This window comes from Marinomonas rhodophyticola (genome assembly GCF_026113935.1).
Lineage (GTDB): Bacteria > Pseudomonadota > Gammaproteobacteria > Pseudomonadales > Marinomonadaceae > Marinomonas > Marinomonas rhodophyticola.
The window spans coordinates 262169-282078 of record NZ_JAPEUL010000011.1 but is presented as its reverse complement, the minus strand read 5'-3'; the positions used below and the strand labels follow the sequence as shown (position 1 = coordinate 282078).

Genomic DNA, 19910 nt, shown 5'->3' with positions numbered 1-19910 from the left:
TCAAAAATAGAGTATAAAAACAAAATAAGGCCTCAATTGAGGCCTTATAAATACATTAGGATTTTTGTCAGTGACTATCCGGCCTAGGATTAGTCCTGAGGGCGCATATGTGGGAACAATAATACGTCACGAATTGAAGGTGCATTGGTGAACAGCATCACCAAACGGTCGATACCAATACCTTCTCCCGCGGTAGGTGGTAAACCGTATTCTAGCGCATTGATATAGTCTGCATCATAATGCATGGCTTCATCATCGCCTGCGTCCTTTTCTGCAACCTGACGCATGAAACGCTCGGCTTGGTCTTCTGGATCATTAAGCTCCGAGAAACCGTTAGCGATTTCACGTCCACCGACAAAGAATTCAAAACGATCAGTGATAAAGTCATTATCGTCATTACGACGGGCAAGTGGGGACACTTCCGCTGGGTATTCCGTAATGAAAGTCGGTTGATCCAGTTTATGCTCGGCGGTTTCTTCGAAGATTTCTGTCCATAATTTACCAAGACCCCAAATCGGTTTTACGTCGATTTTTAGTTTCTTCGCCACAGCTGTCGCGCTTTCTAATGTTTCTAGGTCAGCCGCTGTCAATTCTGGATTGTAGTGCAAAATCGAATCTAACATGCTCATACGAACAAAGGGCGCACCAAAGTCGTATTCAGAGCCTTGGTAGGTCACTTTTGTTGTACCCAGTACTTTTTCTGCAACCGTGCGCAGCATGTCTTCCGTTAGATCCATTAGATCTTTGTAGTCTGCATACGCTTGGTAGAATTCGATCATGGTGAATTCTGGATTGTGACGAGTCGAGGTACCTTCGTTACGGAAGTTACGGTTAATCTCGAATACACGTTCAAAGCCACCCACAACCAAACGCTTCAAATAAAGTTCTGGCGCGATACGCAAGTACATACTCATGTCCATAGCATTATGATGCGTCACGAACGGGCGTGCTGAGGCACCACCTGGAATGGTTTGTAACATAGGCGTTTCCACTTCCATGAAACGACGATCTTCTAGGAAACGACGAATCGTAGAGATGATTTTTGAACGCATTTGAAACGTCTCGCGAGACTCTTCATTGACAATCAAATCAACATAACGCTGGCGGTAACGCATTTCCATATCCGCTAAACCATGATGCTTATCTGGCAGTGGACGTAGAGATTTGGTAAGCAATTGCGCTTCTTGCATATCAATGTACAAGTCACCTTTGCCAGATTTATGCACAGGGCCAGAGATACCAATGATATCGCCTAAATCCCATGTTTTTTGATCAGCCAATAGCTCTGGACTCAAGGCTTTACGATTGACGTAAGCTTGAATTTGGCCAGTCATGTCTTGTAGCAACATAAACGCACCACGGTTACGAATAATACGGCCCGCAATGCTGACTTTATGATCTTTTTCTTCTAGCTCGGCTTTTTCTAGTTCGCCAAATTCCGCTTGAAGGTCTGCAGCGTATGCGTTACGACGAAAGGTATTGGGAAACGCATTTCGTTCTGCACGAATAGCGGCCAATTTGCCACGACGCTCGGCTACTAGGCGATTGTCATCAGATTGCAGGGTGGATTCTGTGCTGTTTTCGTTAGCCATGGTTTGCTATTGCTCTTTATAAAATTCAAAAAGGTTTAAAAATACATTCTGCTCGTTACAGGCCTTGCTTCAAGCTTGCAACAATAAACTGGTCTAGATTGCCATCTAGTACCGCCCCCGTATTGGAGGTCTCCACACCCGTACGCAAATCCTTAATACGTGATGCGTCTAATACGTATGAACGAATCTGACTGCCCCAACCAATATCAGACTTACTGTCCTCTAAGGCTTGTGCTGCTTCATTGCGTTTCATCATTTCAAACTCGTACAATTTGGCACGAAGTTGTTTCATGGCAAAATCGCGGTTTGCATGTTGCGAACGCTGATTCTGACACTGTACGACGATCCCCGTCGGAACGTGAGTAATACGTACCGCAGAATCTGTCGTGTTTACGTGCTGACCACCCGCTCCAGATGAACGATAGGTATCAGTACGGATGTCCGCCGGATTGATCTCGATGTCTACGTTGTCGTCCACTTCAGGAGAAACAAACACAGACGCAAACGACGTATGGCGACGGTTACCAGAATCAAAAGGAGACTTACGAACCAAACGGTGCACGCCTGTTTCGGTTCGTAACCAGCCAAAAGCGTATTCCCCTTCAAAACGAATGGTCGCTGATTTTATTCCCGCCACATCACCAGCCGAGACTTCCATTAGCTCAACGTTAAAGCCTTTATCTTCGCCCCAACGTAAGTACATACGTAACAGGATGTTGGCCCAATCTTGAGCCTCAGTTCCACCGGATCCGGACTGAATATCCAAGAAGGCACTGTTCTCGTCCATTTCTTTCGAGAACATACGACGAAACTCCAACTTGGCTAGCAAAGCTTCCAGCTCTTCCAGTTCAAGTTGCACCGCTTCTACTGAATCTTCGTCGTTTTCTTCGACGGCAATTTCTAGCAGCTCTTTAGAGTCGTTTAAACCAGACTCCATACTGTCTAGGGTTTCAACAACGGCTTCGAGCGCAGCACGCTCTTTACCAAGTTTTTGTGCGTATTCTGGATCGTTCCAAATTGCAGAATCTTCCAGTTCACGGTTCACTTCCTCTAAGCGCTCTTTCTTTGACTCGTAGTCAAAGATACCCCCGAAGGGTTAAAGCACGTGCTGAAAGGTCTTTTATCTTAGAAACTATCGGGTTTATTTCCATATTGGCGTCAATTTGCTATAAACAGTGTGAATAAAGATGATTCGGAATTGTAACGAATTTACTCGCAGCATAAAATGCCATTCGCTACCCAATGATGGAAAAACAGACCATTTTTTGTGGGCCTTGCTATCAAATGGAGTCAATATGGATAAACCAACAGTCACTGTCGCCATACTGGGACAAAGTTATAAGATAAATTGCCCTAAAGGGCACGAACCGGATTTGAAAGAAGCCGCTGAATATTTAAACAATCAAATGCGTGAAATCAAAGCCAGCGGAAAAATTGTTGGCCTTGAAAAAATAGCCGTACTGGCTGCATTGAATATTACTCACGATATGCTTTCAAGTCGAAAATACGCCCGTTCTAACGAGCAACAGTTGCGAGAACTGACGTCGCAGCTTGATGCGGCATTAGCCCACGAAACAAAATTGGTTAATGAATAATCACCTGTGGTTTATTCCTTGACCTACTTTTTCGATTGCAAGCCTAGAACACGAATTTTCTTCATACAATACAGAAAACGAACCAGGCTATTGGGTGATTTCTCCTTTGAGTTACTCTATACTGAAGTTCGTTTCCTGGGTTGTTCGAAGCGGCTTAACGCCCTTGAGCCTATGAGTAATACCCGGAAAGAGCCTGCTGGTTTGGTGTGCATGTCCGTGCGTCGGAAAGCCTAAAGAGTCACAGTTCTTTCCACCTTGAACCACTGGGTTCAAGGCCAATAGCCGAAACGGCAACTTGGGAAACTCTTTTATGACCTCTCATCTCGATCCTAGACAAACCCTGCGTCGTCAATTACGCCAAACCAGAAGAAGCTTATCGGTTGATGAGCAACGTAACGCGGCACAAGCGTTGGTTATGCGCACAACCAAACATTTCTTAGACCAGCAAGCGCAATCCCCCAACAAGGTGGCCTTATATCTGTCCAATGATGGTGAAATTTCTCCGCATTTATTATGTGAATATTTTTGGCAGCAAGATATCGCCATTTATCTGCCTGTCATCCAAGACAAGCAATTAGTCTTTGCACGTTACGTTCCAGAAACAAAATGGCAAAGCAATGTTTACGGTATCCAAGAACCGACAACAACGGAACACATTGCAGGTGCTGATCTGGATATTGTGTTTTTACCCTTAGTGGGATTTGACTCCAACGGAGGCCGTCTAGGTATGGGCGGCGGTTTTTACGACAGAACCTTTGCCAACAAAAAAACCGATGAAAAACCGTTATTAATAGGTTTAGCGCATGACTGCCAAGAAGTAAAAAACCTCCCCGTTGAAGGTTGGGATGTGCCATTGCAAGCCATTATTACCCCGACACAGTTCATCAAGGTGTAGCATCGTATCTGATTGAAAAAGCTTTACTGTAAGCTCTTTCAATCGAAATTTTTCAGCTTAGTTATTTTGGTCCAACATAACAAGTTAATAGACAAAGCTATAACCAACGGACACATAAGCCCCACTATTACCATCATCGTTTTCAGGTGCATATGCAACATCAACATCTAAACGTCGATAAAACGTAAGGCCAGCCGTGTAATAATTTAACTCGCTACCAACCAAGTTTTTTCGATAACCAATACGCATACCCGGCAATATCCAGTTATCACTAAAATAAGACAAGGATACTGTCGCCCATTGATATTCATCACCTAACGGATCCGCTATGGCATTCACATCATAAGAGCCTGCAAGAGAGAAATGCTGGTCTTTACTTTTGATCGCAGCATCAACTGTCATTTGCGCTTCCATTTTATAGGTTTCGTTTAGCGAGAAAACACCTTTGCCGGCAAACCTTAGAGCGGCTTCACAACTCGTCTTATCGGCTCCGATTAATCCCGTACAGTCACTTACTAAACCTTTATAATCAAACTCAGGCTCATTGACGTTAGCTATCGACGCGCCAAGTTGAAAATTACGTGCCGCTAAAATAAGCCCCAAATCCAAAGAAACACCAGACGATACGGAGTCACGACTTAAGAAAAAGTCGCTGTAAGACACACTGGAATCTTCATCTTCCGTCAGAACAGTCAGCTTTTGATCTAAAGCAAGTCGGTGAAAATTCAGCCGCCCACCCACTATCAGAGCACTGGTTTCTGAACGAGACACCATTTCGCTGTAACCCACACTAAAATGATAATCAGACGCCCTCTTCATATACACAGAGGTATCAGACTCGACATCTGCGTCATCAACATTAACAGTATCAAGCTCAGAAGCACTGGTAACTGCTTCCAATTCGTCAACACCCGTAAGTGTTAAATTATCCGCCAAGACATCCGCTCGCCCAACTAACGAAGCACTCGCATCAAGCGTAAAAACTCCACGACGTCTGGTTTTATAAATAATAGGTAAAAAAGGTCCTTGCACAGTAGTCGAAAATTTTGCGTACGTAGTTTGGCTGATATCGGAAATCACTTTATCAGCCGAATCAAGGGAACTATTAATATCCGCTAACACTTCGTCAATTTTAGCCACCACAAAAGCATCCGGATCTGACGCCGATTGAGCCTCTGTTTTAATCGCCTCAACATCAATACTGGAGGTAAAATCTTCATCAAAGATGGCTTCAAGTTCATCCACCTTATCATTGATATCATTTACACCACCGCCCTCAATACCAATTGCTAATGGACCTAAAAAATTGACTCGAAACCCTTGTAGATTTGCCATCAAATAAGAAGAGGCAGGGTTCCCTGATGCAGTCGATAATGCATGGCGATTGCCATAATTTCCCAAGACTATACTAGAGCCTATGGGCTGATATACATTCATCGACGCCACAGAATAAGTACTGCATATACTTAGGCCAATAACTACAAAATACTTTTTCATGCTTTGCTCACAATAATCCATACCACACAGCCCTGCATGCGAAAACGCCTACCACTGAGATAAAAAAAGCCGAGGACATCTAAAGTCATCGGCTTTTCTTATGAAATCTTTACATTTTAGAAGGCAGTATCGTAGCCAATTGAGAAATAACCACCGCGTGGCAAATCATCACCGTCTTCGTCTTTCACCGTATCGAGTGCAACAGCAAGATCAATATTGAGACGTTTCAAGAATGTTAAGCCGAGAGAAGCGTAGCTAAGTTCGGTACCAACCATATTCTGACGGTAGCCCACACGAATACCAGGTAGGAAATGCGAATCACCGTAGTAAGACAAAGAAGCAGCCGCCCATTGGTATTCATCTCCTACGGCATCTTTTACTTCATTGGTATCGTAGGAAACACCCAAAGTCACTTGCTTGCCTTTAGTGGATACTGCGGCATCAATTGTGGTTTGCATTTCCATGACGTAATCTTCGCTGGCGGTTAATTTACCTTTATTAATTAAACGTCCAGCTGCAGCACAACTTTCCGTCGCACAGCTTTGGTTAATTGGCGCCCCATCAAATTCAGGCTCATTGATGTTAGCAACCGTCACGCCCACTTGGTAATAATTAGACACCCAAACAGCCCCCAAATCGAGACTTACCCCCGTACTACTAACGGCATCATCAGAAATGGCGTCGGAAATGGCATCGTCAGCGTTATCACTTTCATCGCTTAAAGACACAAGCGCACGACCCATAGAAATATCATGTAGGCTGGCTTTTGCGCCACCTATCAACATACCATGATCGTTTTGCCACATAGATTGACTGTAGCCTAGGCCAATTTGTAGATCTGTTGCAGTTTTGGCTTGGAAAGAAGTGTCCGTTACTAACTCATCCGAACCATTTACCGTAATATCGTCGGTAATCACATTAGCACGCGCCACACCAGAAAGACTGGCGTCTAGCATGAAAGCTCCATTGTTTTTAGTTTTATAAATCAATGGCATAAAAGGAACTTGCATGCTTGCAGAGACCTTTATGTAAGCCGTATCACCTATTTCATTTAGTATGCCATTTGCTTTGTTAAGGGCATTATTCGCTTCCGTCGCATTGGCATAGGTAGCATCAATTAGATCTTCGAGTCTCTTCTGCGCGATCATCCAAATCACTTACATCGCCCATCTCAACACCAATACTCAATGGGCCTAAAATACCAAATCGGAAACTATCATTATCATCTTGATTGACCATCAAAAAAGGCGCTGCGGGATTTCCAAGCGCAGTCGATAAAGCTCTAATATTCGGTGCACTGCTTAAAGTAAAACTAGAGCCTACAGGGTGGTTAACAGGCATCGCCGACATTACAGCGGTACTCAACAAACTCATAGAAACAATCGCCATTTTTTTCATTACGGAATCCTTCATAAAACAAGTATAAACAACGGTAAGATAGTCTATCTCAACAAAGATAATTGTAAGACTTTTTTTACACATTTCATACAATATTAAGACAATTTAATCGCCATTCCCGCAACAAAATAAAACAAAAAGATATAAATAACCCTTCAAAAAGCAGATTATTGAATAAAAAGCCACATATTGAACCTATTAGATATAAAAATAGACTGGAATTTGTACAAATTAAGAACAAAAAAAGTGGCAGATATGAATACATCTTGCCACTTTCTTGGGGGATACTTTTTCAAACTGTCGAACTAATTCACATCCAAAGACAACTGATAACGAAGCTTCTCCAGGTCTTCAGGTGTATCAACACCATGGGTCGGCAACCCATCCGCGAGCGCCACTTGCACCTTGATACCTTGATGCAAAAAACGTAGCTGCTCAAGCTTTTCCCAACGCTCTAATGGTGACATAGGCAGATCGGTGTATTTAGCCAGCAAACTAGCTCGATAAACGTACAAACCTATGTGGCGAAGAGCGGGGAAATCAACAGGCAAAAAGCCCGTTTTTTCAGTATTGCTAGCAAAACCATCCCTGTCCCAAGGCATGGGGGCACGACTGAAATACAGCGCACGCTGTTTCTCATCACAAACCACTTTCACCACATTAGGGTTAAAGAAATCTTCAACCTGATCAATCACACAAGCAACCGTCGCCATCTCGGCTTCTTTGTCTTGGTTTAGCGCAATCACACTGGAGTGAATCAAGTTAACAGGCAAAAAAGGCTCATCGCCTTGTACGTTGACGACGATCTCATCCCCTTTCCAGCCTTTTTTAGCCGCCACTTCAGCCAAACGTTCGGTACCATTTTCATGGTCATCACGGGTCATCACAACAGACGCCCCAAACGCTAATGCCGCTTGTTCGATAACCTCGTGATCTGTCGCCACAGTGACCGATTGTGCCCCCGCTTTTAGCGCCAGTTCATAAACCCATTGCAACACGGGTTTGCTACCTAAGTCTGCCATCAATTTTTGCGGAAAACGCTGAGAAGCGTAACGAGCAGGAATAACAATGTGAAAATCAGGTAAAGATTGCATGGTCATTATTTTTCAAACTCCGGTTTTTGCGCCAATTCATAAGCTTGCTCTAAAGGCATACGAGATGCCAACACCATGTCAGCCACTTCCCGTGCGACACCTTCGCCAGCGCTCTTATTCAGCACTAGGTGACAATAACGCTGCACTAAAATATGTGCATCTGCTGGACATAAGGCCACACCAACATTTGGCATGACCTGAAGATCAATCACATCATCGCCCACGTAAGCGGCTTCCGCTGAGGTAATGCCCAACTGCGCTATCAACTCATTAAATGCGGCGGCTTTATTGTGACAACCAGGGTAAAAATGCGCGACCTTGAGGCTCTTTCATCCTTTGTCTCAATGGGGCGGAGTCTTTCGCGGTAATCACGGCTACCTGAACGCCCCACTGTGGCAATAGCTTCATCGCCACACCATCTTTGACATTGAAGCGCTTTAGGGTTTCCCCATGCTCGGTATATAACAGACGACCATCGGTTAAAACGCCATCCACATCAAACACAACCAACTTCAAAGCTTGTAATGTTGGCAGCAAAGTTAGATCGTTGTTCAATACTGGATAAGAAGTCAGAAAAGCCATATCCATTTATTAAGCACTCGTATCCAATTCTTCAAAGGTTTTCACCAACTCATCAAGCTGCTTCATTTGCTTTAGGAACGGCGCTAATTTGCCCAAAGGCAACGCACACGGCCCATCGCATTTTGCATTGTTTGGGTCTGGGTGTGTTTCTAGGAACAAACTCGATAAGCCAAGCGACATGCCTGCACGAGCCAATTCTGTCACTTGCGCACGGCGACCATCCGCTGAATCTTCACGACCGCCCGGACGCTGCAAAGAGTGTGTCACGTCAAACATGACAGGGAAACCAAACTTTTTCATTTCGCCAAAACCCAGCATGTCGACGACTAGGTTGTTATACCCCATCATGGTGCCACGCTCACACAACATAAGTTGATCATTTCCAGCTTCTTGGCATTTTGTCAGGATATGCTTCATCTCATGAGGGGCTAAGAACTGGGCTTTTTTAATGTTAATAACCGCGCCCGTTTTCGCCATCGCAATAACTAAATCCGTTTGGCGCGATAAGAACGCCGGCAATTGAATCACGTCTGCCACTTCCGCCACAGGTGCACATTGGTAAGCCTCGTGTACATCGGTAATCACAGGCACACCAAATGTCTCTTTGATCTCTTGCAGAATTTTTAACCCCTCTTCCATACCTGGGCCACGGAAAGAGTTAATAGACGAGCGGTTCGCCTTATCAAAGGAGCCTTTAAACACATAAGGAATGCCCAGCGCTTCCGTCACTTTTACATGTTCTTCTGCAACGCGCATGGCCAAATCGCGAGATTCCAATACGTTAACGCCACTGAACAACACAAAAGGAAGATGGTTAGCCACTTCAATTTTGCTACCAATTTTAATGATTTTTGATGCCTGAGATAGCTGTGTCATGAGAACTCCATTATTAATCTAAGTTAACGCACACTTACGCTTCAGCGTGCGATATAAATAAGGTAGATACTGTATTTGATGCCGCAAGCACTATAATCTTGCAAAGGCACCTTATGGCTTATCGATCGTAAATCTCTAAAATTCCAGATAAGTTTTTCGCATCGTCCACGACCACGAGCAAGGTGATTTTATCGCGCAGCATTTGCTCTTCCGCTTGCACTATCATCACATTCTCATTGATGGTTTTAGGATTAGGCGTCATCAAGCTTGCCATGGTTTTGTGTATCATGCCCTCGCTTTCTTTTAACATAGCGCGACGCAAGTCACCATCGGTGAAGATTCCCAACAATTTCCCCTCATCCTGAATTAAAACGACGCCCATTCTACCGTGAGTCATGACGGAAATAGCGTCTTTTAAGGTGGTGTTTGGTGCGCAAATAGGAAGATTATCTTTGTGCATAAGATCTTTGACACGAGTCAGCAGCTTACGACCTAGGCTGCCACCAGGATGAAATCGAGCAAAGTCTTGTGGCTGAAAATTGCGGCACTCCATCAAAGCAACGGCCAATGCATCCCCCATGGCGGTTGTCATTGTGGTCGACGTAGTGGGGGCAAGATTGTTCGGGCAAGTTTCTTTATCGATAGAAAGGTCTAATACGCAATCACAGTGTTTCGCCAAAGTAGAGTCTATATTTCCGACCATGGCAATACTGGGATTACCGAAGCTTTTTAATGAAGGCAGCAAACGCATAAGCTCTTCTGTTTCACCTGAAAAACTGATCAATACTAAAACATCTTCAGGTTGAATCATCCCCAAATCCCCGTGGAAGGCTTCACCAGGATGAAGAAAGAAACTGGGTGTACCGGTCGAAGCGAGCGTGGCGGCGATTTTTTTACCAATCAATCCGGATTTGCCCATACCGCAAATAATCGTGCGGCCTTTACTGGTTAGAATCATTCGAACCGCTTTAGCAAACTCTTCGGTGACTTGATTCACCAAGTTAGCCAGAGCTTGTGCTTGGGTAGATAGAGTGCGTCGAGCACTCTCAATAAGCACATCGGAGTCAATACTCTTAATAGATGGGTCGCTCATACAGCCTCTCAACTCAGCGTAATAATCAGAAAGTGCCATTATTATACAGAGGAGAGAGCAAGTCGCCTATCAAAGAGCGGTTTTTCCTCTCTGACAAGCGACCCAAAAGCGGAGATCATTACCCTAAGCAGTTAAGAAATTGCCCACTCAAACTGTCTAAGAAAGAAAAATACGCGTTCGTACCCATTTTTATCTGACTACCTAGAGGATCAAGAGGAGCGGTTTTTACATTAGAACCTTCTAACAAGGTTTTGACAATAGCTGGGCTAAACTGCGGCTCGCTGAAAACACATTGAACCTTGTTTTCTTCAATTTCATGACGAATTTCCGCCACTTTTTTCGCCCCTGGTTTGCGCTCTGGACTGACGGTAATTTCACCGACATTTTGCAGCCCATAATGCTGTTCAAAATAGCTGTAGCCATCATGAAAGACGATATAAGGCACTTTATTCACTTTATTCAGTGCGTTACGAATTTCGGCGTCTTTCGCACCCAGGCCTTTTTCAAACGATACTAAGTTGCCTTTGTAATAGTCGGCATTGGCAGAATCCAAAGAAACCAAACGGGCCGTCACAGCTTTTGCCAGCACTAAAGCGTTATCTGGTGATAGCCAAACATGTGGATCAATACCAGAATGGTCATGCCCTTCATGCCCTTCATGCCCTTCGTGCTCATCATGGTGTTCGTGATCGTCATGCTTTTCATGATCATCATGCTTTTCATGATCATCATGCTTTTCATGATCGTCATGGTGCTCTTCCGCAAAGTTATGCAGCTTCATCCCTTCCAAGGCAAGCCATTCAATCGAAGAGGCTTCTTTGCCTGCATTCTCAAGCGGCTTTTCTAAAAACCGCTCTAGGGATTCCCCTACCCACACCACAGTATCGGCATCGGTGATCTTTTTCAGGTCTGAAGGGCGCATCGCAAAATCATGAGGCGAAGCAGTACTCGATACAATTTGTTGAATATCCGCTTTATCACCCGCAATCGCAGCAACAACCATAGAAACAGGCTTAATACTGGTAGCAATGACAGGTTTGGCTAAAGCCAAAGGCGATAAAACAGAAACACCTAGCGCAAGAAATACTTTATTCATTTTCAACACCATATAAACGTTATAACGTAACAATACGACATAAAAAAAGAGATTCAAGGGGTTACCTCAAATCTCTTTAGCGTCTAAGCGAAAATAACGACTGATTAGATTAACGACAACGCGTCTACCGATATCGCTCGCACAACCAACCCCGCTCTCTGACCAACCGGCAGATTGGTATTCGGAAATACAATGGCATCACCGGTTCGCTTTACCCGATACACGCTTTTTTTCGATTGCGCTAGAGGGTAACCCTCAGTAAATTGGGTAAAGTTTTTAGTATTCTGATCAATATTTAACTCGTAACTGTCATCGTCTTTAACAAGTGCGTCCAATACATTAAAAATACACAAAGAAGACAAGGATGACTCAGCCAAACAGCCTTTTTCCAACAGTTGGCGTAGATTTTTTTCCAATGCAGTAAAACACGACAAATCATTCTGCCCAAATGGATAGACCTTGCCTAACTCAACTGTAAAAGCATGCGCACCATGCACAGAATAACTGTAATAAGAAAACGTCGTTGTCGGTTGATGTGATAAAAGCACCGCTTCAATCTGACTGGCCGCAAAAAAAGCCAATTGCTGTTTACTATAATGCGCGTTCTCGACAAATGGATAAACTACAAACTTTTCATGCATCGAGCCACGAATAGCCGTGTGCAAGTCATAGTGCAGCCGAATATGTTCGCTGTCGGTCGATGATAAAGCATAAAAATCATTCACCGCCATCTCAAGCCGTTCGGCTCTTTGCACCTCAATCCCAGCATAATTCCGCCAAGCACCACTGAACAACCGGTTCAAATTAACGTCACAAAAGCGCGTCGCAGCATTCGCGGCAACCGGATGACCTATGATCACCAATAAACGCACGCCTAAGGTCAACTTACCGGCTAAAATATCCCTCACCAGCTGATTAATTAACTCCATTAGAACCCGTTTCGTTACCGTGAATACCAGCGGATAAAACTACACTGACGCGACTTTTTCGATTTGGTTCAAGTCGTAAAATCCCCGTCTCTTCCACAACGCCAGTACCACTGGAAAAAGTAAATTGAAAGGGTGCCATACCGTTGGGATTTGCCAATGTTAAGGCCAAAAAATCATGGTTTAAAATGGTCATTTTCCCTACCCAATTAAGTCGAAAATAAACATCATAATAGCGTTTTTTTAGCAATGGGAGGCTCATCTTTTAGAGGGTCGTGCGGAAAACAGAAAAATAGGTCGCTTTTAAGACAAATGACATAAGTAACCTGTTTGCTTTATGATCGACTACTCTTATTAATAACCAAGAAGTCTTTTCTTTCAGAGAAAATGCCGATACCCTTTCCCTTTCTATTCGTAGCACCATTAAATTGAGTATTTTATGCCCGAAAATGACGAAGTCATTATCCTAGTCGACCAAAACAACACCATTATTGGCGATGTACCACGACACCTAATGAACTTTGGCAGAGATTACCACCGTGTCACCTACATTTTAGTGTTCAATACGAAAGGTAATTTAATCGTTCAAAAACGTACAGACGACAAAGCCTTCTGTCCGGGTTATTACGGCATTACAACAGGCGGAGTGGTTGAAAAAAACGAGTCTTACATAGATTCTGCACACAGAGAACTGCAAGAAGAATTAGGTTTTGATGCCCCTCTCACAAGCCAAGGCGTCTTTTTCACAGAGGGGAAAGGTTTTAAAATTTGGGGCAAAATTTATACTTGTCACTATGATGAAGCCATCCATGGTGAACTTACCTTACAGCCCAAAGAAGTCGCTTCTGTACATGAAATGGCCATTGACGACATTCTACTTAACAGAAATAATCTTTCCTTTACACCTGACTCATTAGAAGCACTTCGCCATTATGCGCATAAGCTTACGCAACCTAAAGACAGCGACCCGCTATAGTATTGGCCTCTTCACTCTTTTTGTTGCCTCTTACTCTTTAGGGCAAGAGCGTTGGCAACAGGATGATTACATAGAAGCAAGCTTCATAAAAATTGCTTTAGAACGAGAATACAAAGAAACCAAACACCCTAAACTGATACGCTGGAATAAACCTATTAAGCTGTTTTTTGAAAGCGATCAGGGTGATGCCAGCTTGCAAAAAGAACTGCTCAGTGTCCACGCTCAGCACCTTGCCCACATAACAGGCCTGACTATTGATTTTACGACCTTGCCTGAACAAGCCAATATTTTTGTCATTTTTACGTCTTATGACAACATGGAAAACAAGGTGCGCCAGTACATAGGTGATCCAGAAACAATCCGTAAAGCACTCGACGAAGCGATCTGCCTAGGTAATTTTAGCCGTAATAGCAAATACGAAATAACCAAGGGCAGCATTATTATCCCTGTCGACTACGCCCGCAGAAAAGCGCGCTTTTTAGATTGTATCGTGGAAGAGATCACACAACTACTGGGACTTCCAAACGATTCTAATGACGTATTTCCTTCGGTTTTTAATGATGTCAGCATAGACACCTACATCAGTCCATTGGATTATTTACTGCTTAAAGCCCTCTATTCTCACCACCTAAAACCCGGTATGGACGTTAAACAAACCAAAGCGGCGTTTCCCAAAGTGTTAGCCGAGTTGCATGCCAATAAAGACATCGAAAATGCTGTACAACGGGTGCAAAAAAACAGTTTAAAAACTTATCTTGGTGATTAATGATTCGCCCCATATAGCCATCAACAAACCCTGCGATAGATCAATAATATTGGCCTTTTAGTCCACCTTCTCATAAATTGTGCTTATTCACTCTGCTTTTCCTACATAAGTTAGGTAAAATGCGTCAACTGAAAATTTACACTGGAGAGTACTAATGTTTCCTGAGGCTCAAAAATGATCGCTTTTTGCGCGCATTACTCAAACAACCTGTCGACACTACCCCTGTATGGATGATGAGACAGGCCGGACGTTACCTACCAGAGTATCGTGCTAGCCGCGCTACCGCAGGCGATTTTTTGAGTCTTTGTAAAAACGATGCATTTGCTTGTGAAGTCACGCTGCAACCACTTGAACGCTATAATCTAGATGCCGCCATTCTATTCTCGGACATATTAACCATTCCAGATGCAATGGGTTTAGGACTGTACTTTGAGACAGGCGAAGGCCCCAAATTTAGACACACCATTCGCGGCAAAGCCGATGTCGATGCCATCCCAGTTACTCAAGCAAACGACTTAGATTATGTGATGAAGGCGGTAACAACCATTCGCCACGCACTCAATGGGCATGTCCCCCTTATTGGCTTTTCTGGTAGCCCATGGACACTGGCAACCTATATGGTGGAAGGCGGTTCTAGCAAAGATTTTCGCCACATTAAAGCCATGATGTACCGTTCGCCTGACATCTTACACGCGCTATTAGATAAACTGGCAAAATCCGTTACAGCGTATTTAAACGGTCAAATATTGGCCGGCGCACAAGCCTTACAAATCTTTGATACTTGGGGAGGCGTATTAAGTGGCCCAATGTATCAACAATTTTCGTTACTCTACATGAAGCAGATTTTAGATGGCCTTATCCGTGTTCATGAAGGAAAACGAATCCCTGTCATCTTATTTACGAAAAACGGTGGTCAATGGTTGGAAAACATGGCTGCCACAGGTACCGACGCACTTGGTTTAGACTGGACGACCGATATCGCGGAAGCACGAGCGCGTGTGGGCCAGAGCGTGGCTTTACAAGGTAACATAGACCCTTGTGTTCTGTATGCAGGCAAAGATGTAATTGAGCGTGAAGTAGAAAACGTCTTATCAGGCTTCGGCACAGGTAGTGGACACGTATTTAATCTTGGTCATGGCATTCATCAATTCGTACACCCTGATCACCCTAAATATTTGATTGATGCGGTTCACAAACTTGGACGAAAATACCATGAACCTAAATACGATGACTTAGACGCATTAAACGGTCTTTAATCGGTAGATCCACGTATTAGCTCGGAGCCAATTACCACGTTTGGTGCCGAGCTACATCACGCTACCAACGACTCAAGACCTTGCAAACAGAGTAACTCGGCACTTTTCTTTTGTTTTTTCCAACCACCATCAGACGCTACCAACAAACGCTCGAACGACTCATTAAGGTAGCAACAAACATGATCTATCCCTCGACCATCAAGCCAAGACAACCGTGCTAAAACGTGGCCCGTTGACATAGGAATCAACACCAGCCTTAAAAGCAAACAACGTTTTACGCCACTTACCTGATAACAAGCCACATTTTGAGGCGTTGACACACTGGATAGGCGAATGCCCTCTCTTGTGGATAATACACTGGCAATATCCGCAAACAATGACGCAGCTTTGTCCATAAATTGCTCGCTCGATGTTATTTTTTTCATTTCAAGCCCTCCTACTCCGATAAAATCACACACAGACCACTATTAAATGTAGATCATAACCCTCTAGCCTGTGGCGACTTTTACAATAGAGTGGTATTTTTAGGTTAAATAATGCTTTATTCGTATGGAGAAGAAACATGAAATTGATTACGGCGATTGTTAAGCCTTTTAAACTGGATGAAGTGCGTGAAGCACTGTCTGAAATTGGGATTAACGGCATAACCGTCACGGAAGTGAAGGGATTTGGGCGCCAACGAGGTCACACTGAATTATATCGTGGTGCAGAATATGTGGTCGATTTTTTGCCGAAAGTAAAACTTGAGCTCGCGGTTGAAACAGACCAAGTAGAACGCGCTATTGAAGCGATTCAACACAGTGCTAATACTGGTAAAATTGGCGATGGTAAAATTTTCGTTACCGCCCTTGAACAAATCATTCGTATTCGTACTGGCGAAACAGGCGCGGATGCAATCTAGATCCATTGGTGCGTCTTGCAGCGCACACTTAAAGCACTAAACATAAAAAAGAGGCCTTGGCCTCTTTTTTATGTTTGCAACCTCGTTGACGCTAGCCTTTATCAGGAACTTTAATAGATAAAGTCCCTAAATAACGATTCTGACGTTGCTCTATTTGACGAAAAATGGCAATGATGACAATACTAATGACCAAATAAATGGCACCTGCCGCCAAGAATATTTCCATTGGCGTATAGGTTCTAGCAATAATAGTTCTCGCCATTCCCGTTAGATCCAAAATGGTAATAGTACTCGCCAATGCACTGCCCTTGAGCATCAGAATGATTTCATTACCATAAGCTGGTAATACGATACCAAATGCACGCGGCAATAGAACACGACGATACATTTGCGTTTTTGTCATACCGATCACCTTGCAAGCTTCCACTTCTCCTGGAGGGATGGCCTGAATCGCCCCACGAAAGATCTCCGCTGTATAAGCTGACGTATTCAGAGTAAAAGCGATGATTGCACACCAAAATGGCTCTTTCAGTATCGGCCAGAACACACTTTCTCGAACAACATCAAATTGTGAGGCACCGTAGTAGACCAAAAAGATCTGCACCAATAACGGCGTACCACGAAAGAAAAAAATGTAAGCAAAAGGGATTGCTCTTATCCAAGCCACAGGAGAGATCCGCGCTAAAGCGATAGGCAAAGCAAAAACACCACCAAGCACAATGGATATCATCACTAATTGAATACTGACCCAAGCCCCCTCAAGCAAACGAGGGAAGTATTCAACAACTACCGAAAAGTCCATACACTATCCTCTCGTTAAACCACGGCTTGCGCGTTTTTCCAAATAAGAAACGAATACCATAGAAATAATGGTCAACGCCAAGTACATAAAAGCGGCCACCAAATAAAACAAAAACGCTTCTTTGGTGCTACTCACAGCAATATTTGCCTTACGCATAATATCGTCTAGACCTACAACCGACACTAACGCCGTATCTTTTAACAGAACAAGAAACAAATTCCCAAGCCCAGGTAACGCAATTCGCCATACCTGCGGCAAAATAATTCGATAAAATTTTCGAATCGGCCCCATCCCTAAAGCAGTTGCCGCTTCATGCTGGCCTTTTGGTATAGATTGTAACGCGCCGCGAAACACTTCAGTTGCATAGGCACCAAAAGTCAAACCAAGCGCCGTGACACCCGCCGCGAATGCCCCTACCTCGATGTATTCGTCGTAGCCAAAAAGCCCAGCAACTGCCATCAAAACACTGGTTGCACCAAAGTAAATGATAAGTACGGTAAGGAGTTCGGGAATGCCACGAATAATGGTGGTATAGCCATGAGCAATCCACCTAAGAACTTTGAAAGAGGATAATTTAGCAGAAGCGCCTAATAATCCTAAAACTAAGCCAACAAACAGCGAACACATTGCCAGCTCCAAGGTCACAACAGCACCCTGTAGTAGCTGATCACCGAAGCCATGAAGATCAATCATAGTTTTTTCTCAGACTAAGCTTAACATCAGCCTATCGACATAAAATATCGATAGGCTGCAAGAAATATCAACTCTATAACTAGACCGAAAAATCCACACATGACTTAACGGGTAAATCATGCGCTAGACTATTCGAGCCTCCAGTCAACTTAGTAGATAGAGAACGGGAAGTACTTAGCGTTAATCTTCTGATAAGTGCCATCCGCTAAGATCTGATCCAACGCTTTGTTCAGTTTTTCTTTTAACTTGTCATCCCCTTTACGAACCGCGATACCAATGTTATCCGTCTTCATGAAGGCATCACCTTTAAATTCAAACTTAGCACCACTCTCGGATGTTTTTAACCAGTTATATGTCGGTAGCTCATCAGATAAAACGATGTCTAAACGACCCGCCACTAAATCCAAATAGACGTTATCTTGGTTATCGTAAAATTTAAGATCCGCTTTACCTGTGAAATTGTCTTCTAGGTATTGTGCACCAAGGGTTGCGCGCTGCGCACCAATAGTCTTACCAGAAAGATTATTCAAATCAAAATTGTCTCCTACACGCCCCATGAAACGCAGACCGCCAGAATAGTATTTATTTGTAAAATCAACGACTTTTAGACGATCTTCGGTAATTGACATAGACGCAATAATGGCGTCGAATTTGCGTACTTTCAGGCCAGGGATCAAACCATCCCAATCTTGGGTAAGAATCTCACAATCTGCTGCCATTTTTGCGCACAATGCACGGGCAATATCAACGTCAAAACCCTGTGGTTTTCCCGCTTCATCAATAAAGTTAAATGGAGTCCCAAGCACCTTCTGTTACAAAACGCACTTTGTCAGCCGCCTGTACAGACACCGTTGACAACGCCGCTGTTAGCAACAACGCTGAGCCTAACACTACTTTTTTCAATTTCATTATAATCCCCTTGGAATATTTGTTTATTTGATCATTTTTGCTTTTTATAATGTCTTACTTAAGTAATTAAGCATGGCCTAAAACACACTAGATAAAAACGCCTTACAACGCTCCGATTTTGGTGCACTAAAAACCTGACTTGGTGTACCTTTTTCCTCTACGACGCCTTGATGAAGGAATACGACATCACTGGATACTTCACGAGCAAAATTCATTTCGTGAGTCACAATCAGCATAGTACGCCCTTCTTCCGCTAAATTGCGCATAACGCCCAATACTTCACCCACTAGCTCAGGATCCAAAGCAGAAGTAGGTTCATCAAACAGAATAACTTGAGGGTCCATGGCCAATGTTCTAGCGATAGCAACACGTTGCTGCTGGCCACCAGATAGCTGATTGGGATACATGTTCTTTTTCTCAGCAATGCCGACTTTTCGCAATAAATGCTCAGCGTACTCAGCCACTTCGTGTTTCGGACGCTTTAGAACATGCAATGGCCCTTCCATGACATTTTGTAAAATCGTCATATGAGGCCACAAATTAAAACTTTGAAACACAAATCCTATCTGCTGACGCATCTGAGTGAGTTGTTTCATGTTATTTGCGACCAAATCGGATTCGCCTTGAACCAGATCGAGCTTATTGCCATTGAAGACAATCTCACCCCGTGTTGGATTTTCAAGCATGTTAATGCAACGCAAGAAGGTACTTTTACCTGAACCACTGGATCCAAGAATGGAAATGACATCACCGTCATAGGCTTTTAGGGAAATGCCCTTTAACACCTCAATATCGCCAAACGTTTTGTGAATATCAATGAGCTCTAACGCCAGGACTTTCGACATGTTTTCTACCTTTTTCATTTTATAAATTTATTATTTTTGACGTAAAATAGCACAACACTGGACTAATAAAAGCAAACAGCTTGCGCAATTAAGTAGAATACAAGAATCACGCCAAAAA

The 19910-nt window shown here is 43.6% G+C and carries 25 protein-coding genes and 1 other RNA gene; 7 read left to right on the top strand and 19 right to left on the bottom strand.

From position 1 onward, the window contains the following. Positions 1 to 89: 89 nt before the first annotated feature. Complete coding sequence (lysS, locus tag ONZ52_RS20975) at positions 90 to 1592, bottom strand: lysine--tRNA ligase (protein ID WP_265220591.1); 1503 nt, start codon at positions 1590 to 1592, stop codon at positions 90 to 92. 55 nt (positions 1593 to 1647) lie between these two features. Beyond that, positions 1648 to 2743, bottom strand: a protein-coding gene (gene prfB, locus ONZ52_RS20970) for a peptide chain release factor 2 (RefSeq protein WP_265220590.1) whose coding sequence is annotated in 2 segments (ribosomal slippage) — positions 1648 to 2670 and positions 2672 to 2743 — 1095 coding nt in all. Because the reading frame shifts where the segments join, the coding sequence is not laid out codon by codon here. Between the two features lie 144 nt (positions 2744 to 2887). Between prfB and ONZ52_RS20965 the strand changes: the two genes are divergently transcribed. The 3 genes from ONZ52_RS20965 to ONZ52_RS20955 all read left to right on the top strand — a co-directional run bounded on the left by ONZ52_RS20965 (position 2888) and on the right by ONZ52_RS20955 (position 4082). Further along, positions 2888 to 3187, top strand: coding sequence for a cell division protein ZapA (locus ONZ52_RS20965; RefSeq protein ID WP_111607919.1), 300 nt, complete (start codon positions 2888 to 2890; stop codon positions 3185 to 3187). 129 nt (positions 3188 to 3316) lie between these two features. Then, a non-coding RNA gene (gene ssrS, locus ONZ52_RS20960) (6S RNA) lies at positions 3317 to 3493 on the top strand. A gap of 4 nt (positions 3494 to 3497) precedes the next feature. After that, entirely contained in the window at positions 3498 to 4082 is a 585-nt protein-coding gene (locus ONZ52_RS20955; protein ID WP_265220589.1) for a 5-formyltetrahydrofolate cyclo-ligase, read from the top strand. A gap of 84 nt (positions 4083 to 4166) precedes the next feature. On the opposite strand, the gene traF (ONZ52_RS20950) is transcribed toward ONZ52_RS20955, so the two are convergent. The 11 genes from traF (ONZ52_RS20950) to ONZ52_RS20900 form a co-directional block, all read right to left on the bottom strand. Next, the gene (traF, locus tag ONZ52_RS20950) at positions 4167 to 5579 is read right to left on the bottom strand and encodes a conjugal transfer protein TraF (RefSeq protein WP_265220588.1); all 1413 of its coding nucleotides are present in this window, start codon (positions 5577 to 5579) and stop codon (positions 4167 to 4169) included. 116 nt (positions 5580 to 5695) lie between these two features. After that, a complete protein-coding gene (gene traF, locus ONZ52_RS20945; protein ID WP_265220587.1) occupies positions 5696 to 6727 on the bottom strand; it encodes a conjugal transfer protein TraF in 1032 nt (343 codons plus the stop codon). Beyond that, positions 6693 to 6977 carry a conjugal transfer protein TraF gene (gene traF / locus ONZ52_RS20940; protein ID WP_265220586.1) on the bottom strand — a complete coding sequence of 95 codons (285 nt, stop codon included), beginning with the start codon at positions 6975 to 6977 and terminating at the stop codon, positions 6693 to 6695. The genes traF (ONZ52_RS20945) and traF (ONZ52_RS20940) overlap by 35 nt, the downstream gene beginning before the upstream one ends. A 305-nt stretch (positions 6978 to 7282) precedes the next feature. Next, the gene (kdsB, locus tag ONZ52_RS20935; RefSeq protein ID WP_265220585.1) at positions 7283 to 8077 is read right to left on the bottom strand and encodes a 3-deoxy-manno-octulosonate cytidylyltransferase; all 795 of its coding nucleotides are present in this window, start codon (positions 8075 to 8077) and stop codon (positions 7283 to 7285) included. Continuing rightward, complete coding sequence (locus tag ONZ52_RS20930; RefSeq protein WP_265220584.1) at positions 8077 to 8325, bottom strand: hypothetical protein; 249 nt, start codon at positions 8323 to 8325, stop codon at positions 8077 to 8079. The genes kdsB and ONZ52_RS20930 overlap by 1 nt, the downstream gene beginning before the upstream one ends. A gap of 31 nt (positions 8326 to 8356) precedes the next feature. After that, a complete protein-coding gene (locus tag ONZ52_RS20925; protein WP_265220583.1) occupies positions 8357 to 8659 on the bottom strand; it encodes a hypothetical protein in 303 nt (100 codons plus the stop codon). 3 nt (positions 8660 to 8662) lie between these two features. Then, the gene (gene kdsA / locus ONZ52_RS20920) at positions 8663 to 9529 is read right to left on the bottom strand and encodes a 3-deoxy-8-phosphooctulonate synthase (protein WP_265220582.1); all 867 of its coding nucleotides are present in this window, start codon (positions 9527 to 9529) and stop codon (positions 8663 to 8665) included. A gap of 118 nt (positions 9530 to 9647) precedes the next feature. Next, complete coding sequence (locus ONZ52_RS20915) at positions 9648 to 10622, bottom strand: KpsF/GutQ family sugar-phosphate isomerase (protein WP_265220581.1); 975 nt, start codon at positions 10620 to 10622, stop codon at positions 9648 to 9650. Positions 10623 to 10740: 118 nt separating this feature from the next. After that, positions 10741 to 11718 carry a zinc ABC transporter substrate-binding protein ZnuA gene (gene znuA / locus ONZ52_RS20910; RefSeq protein ID WP_265220580.1) on the bottom strand — a complete coding sequence of 326 codons (978 nt, stop codon included), beginning with the start codon at positions 11716 to 11718 and terminating at the stop codon, positions 10741 to 10743. 104 nt (positions 11719 to 11822) lie between these two features. Beyond that, complete coding sequence (locus tag ONZ52_RS20905) at positions 11823 to 12647, bottom strand: succinylglutamate desuccinylase (protein ID WP_265220579.1); 825 nt, start codon at positions 12645 to 12647, stop codon at positions 11823 to 11825. Further along, complete coding sequence (locus tag ONZ52_RS20900; protein WP_265220578.1) at positions 12634 to 12840, bottom strand: hypothetical protein; 207 nt, start codon at positions 12838 to 12840, stop codon at positions 12634 to 12636. The genes ONZ52_RS20905 and ONZ52_RS20900 overlap by 14 nt, the downstream gene beginning before the upstream one ends. A gap of 243 nt (positions 12841 to 13083) precedes the next feature. On the opposite strand from ONZ52_RS20900, the gene ONZ52_RS20895 reads away from it, so the two are divergent. The 3 genes from ONZ52_RS20895 to hemE all read left to right on the top strand — a co-directional run bounded on the left by ONZ52_RS20895 (position 13084) and on the right by hemE (position 15642). After that, complete coding sequence (locus ONZ52_RS20895) at positions 13084 to 13620, top strand: NUDIX hydrolase (protein WP_265220577.1); 537 nt, start codon at positions 13084 to 13086, stop codon at positions 13618 to 13620. Next, the gene (locus ONZ52_RS20890; RefSeq protein WP_265220576.1) at positions 13577 to 14386 is read left to right on the top strand and encodes a DUF2927 domain-containing protein; all 810 of its coding nucleotides are present in this window, start codon (positions 13577 to 13579) and stop codon (positions 14384 to 14386) included. Before ONZ52_RS20895 ends, ONZ52_RS20890 begins: the two co-directional genes overlap by 44 nt. 161 nt (positions 14387 to 14547) lie before the next feature. Further along, positions 14548 to 15642, top strand: coding sequence for a uroporphyrinogen decarboxylase (hemE, locus tag ONZ52_RS20885; protein ID WP_265220745.1), 1095 nt, complete (start codon positions 14548 to 14550; stop codon positions 15640 to 15642). A 56-nt stretch (positions 15643 to 15698) separates the two neighbouring features. Here the strand turns inward: hemE and ONZ52_RS20880 are convergent, their stop codons facing one another. Then, positions 15699 to 16067: a hypothetical protein gene (locus ONZ52_RS20880; RefSeq protein ID WP_265220575.1), complete on the bottom strand. Its 369-nt coding sequence runs from the start codon at positions 16065 to 16067 to the stop codon at positions 15699 to 15701. A gap of 137 nt (positions 16068 to 16204) precedes the next feature. Between ONZ52_RS20880 and ONZ52_RS20875 the strand changes: the two genes are divergently transcribed. Next, positions 16205 to 16543, top strand: coding sequence for a P-II family nitrogen regulator (locus tag ONZ52_RS20875; RefSeq protein ID WP_111607907.1), 339 nt, complete (start codon positions 16205 to 16207; stop codon positions 16541 to 16543). 91 nt (positions 16544 to 16634) lie between these two features. Here the strand turns inward: ONZ52_RS20875 and ONZ52_RS20870 are convergent, their stop codons facing one another. From ONZ52_RS20870 to ONZ52_RS20850, 5 genes are all read right to left on the bottom strand, one after another. Further along, positions 16635 to 17345 (bottom strand): ABC transporter permease, encoded by a 711-nt coding sequence (locus ONZ52_RS20870; protein ID WP_265220574.1) that lies wholly within the window; start codon positions 17343 to 17345, stop codon positions 16635 to 16637. Positions 17346 to 17348: 3 nt separating this feature from the next. After that, entirely contained in the window at positions 17349 to 18038 is a 690-nt protein-coding gene (locus tag ONZ52_RS20865) for an ABC transporter permease (protein ID WP_265220573.1), read from the bottom strand. A gap of 149 nt (positions 18039 to 18187) precedes the next feature. Beyond that, positions 18188 to 18844, bottom strand: a complete 657-nt coding sequence (locus ONZ52_RS20860; protein WP_265220572.1) for a transporter substrate-binding domain-containing protein — start codon at positions 18842 to 18844, stop codon at positions 18188 to 18190. After that, positions 18825 to 18947, bottom strand: coding sequence for a hypothetical protein (locus tag ONZ52_RS20855; protein WP_265220571.1), 123 nt, complete (start codon positions 18945 to 18947; stop codon positions 18825 to 18827). Before ONZ52_RS20855 ends, ONZ52_RS20860 begins: the two co-directional genes overlap by 20 nt. Positions 18948 to 19024: 77 nt before the next feature. Beyond that, complete coding sequence (locus tag ONZ52_RS20850) at positions 19025 to 19792, bottom strand: ABC transporter ATP-binding protein (RefSeq protein WP_265220569.1); 768 nt, start codon at positions 19790 to 19792, stop codon at positions 19025 to 19027. Positions 19793 to 19910 lie beyond the last annotated feature (118 nt).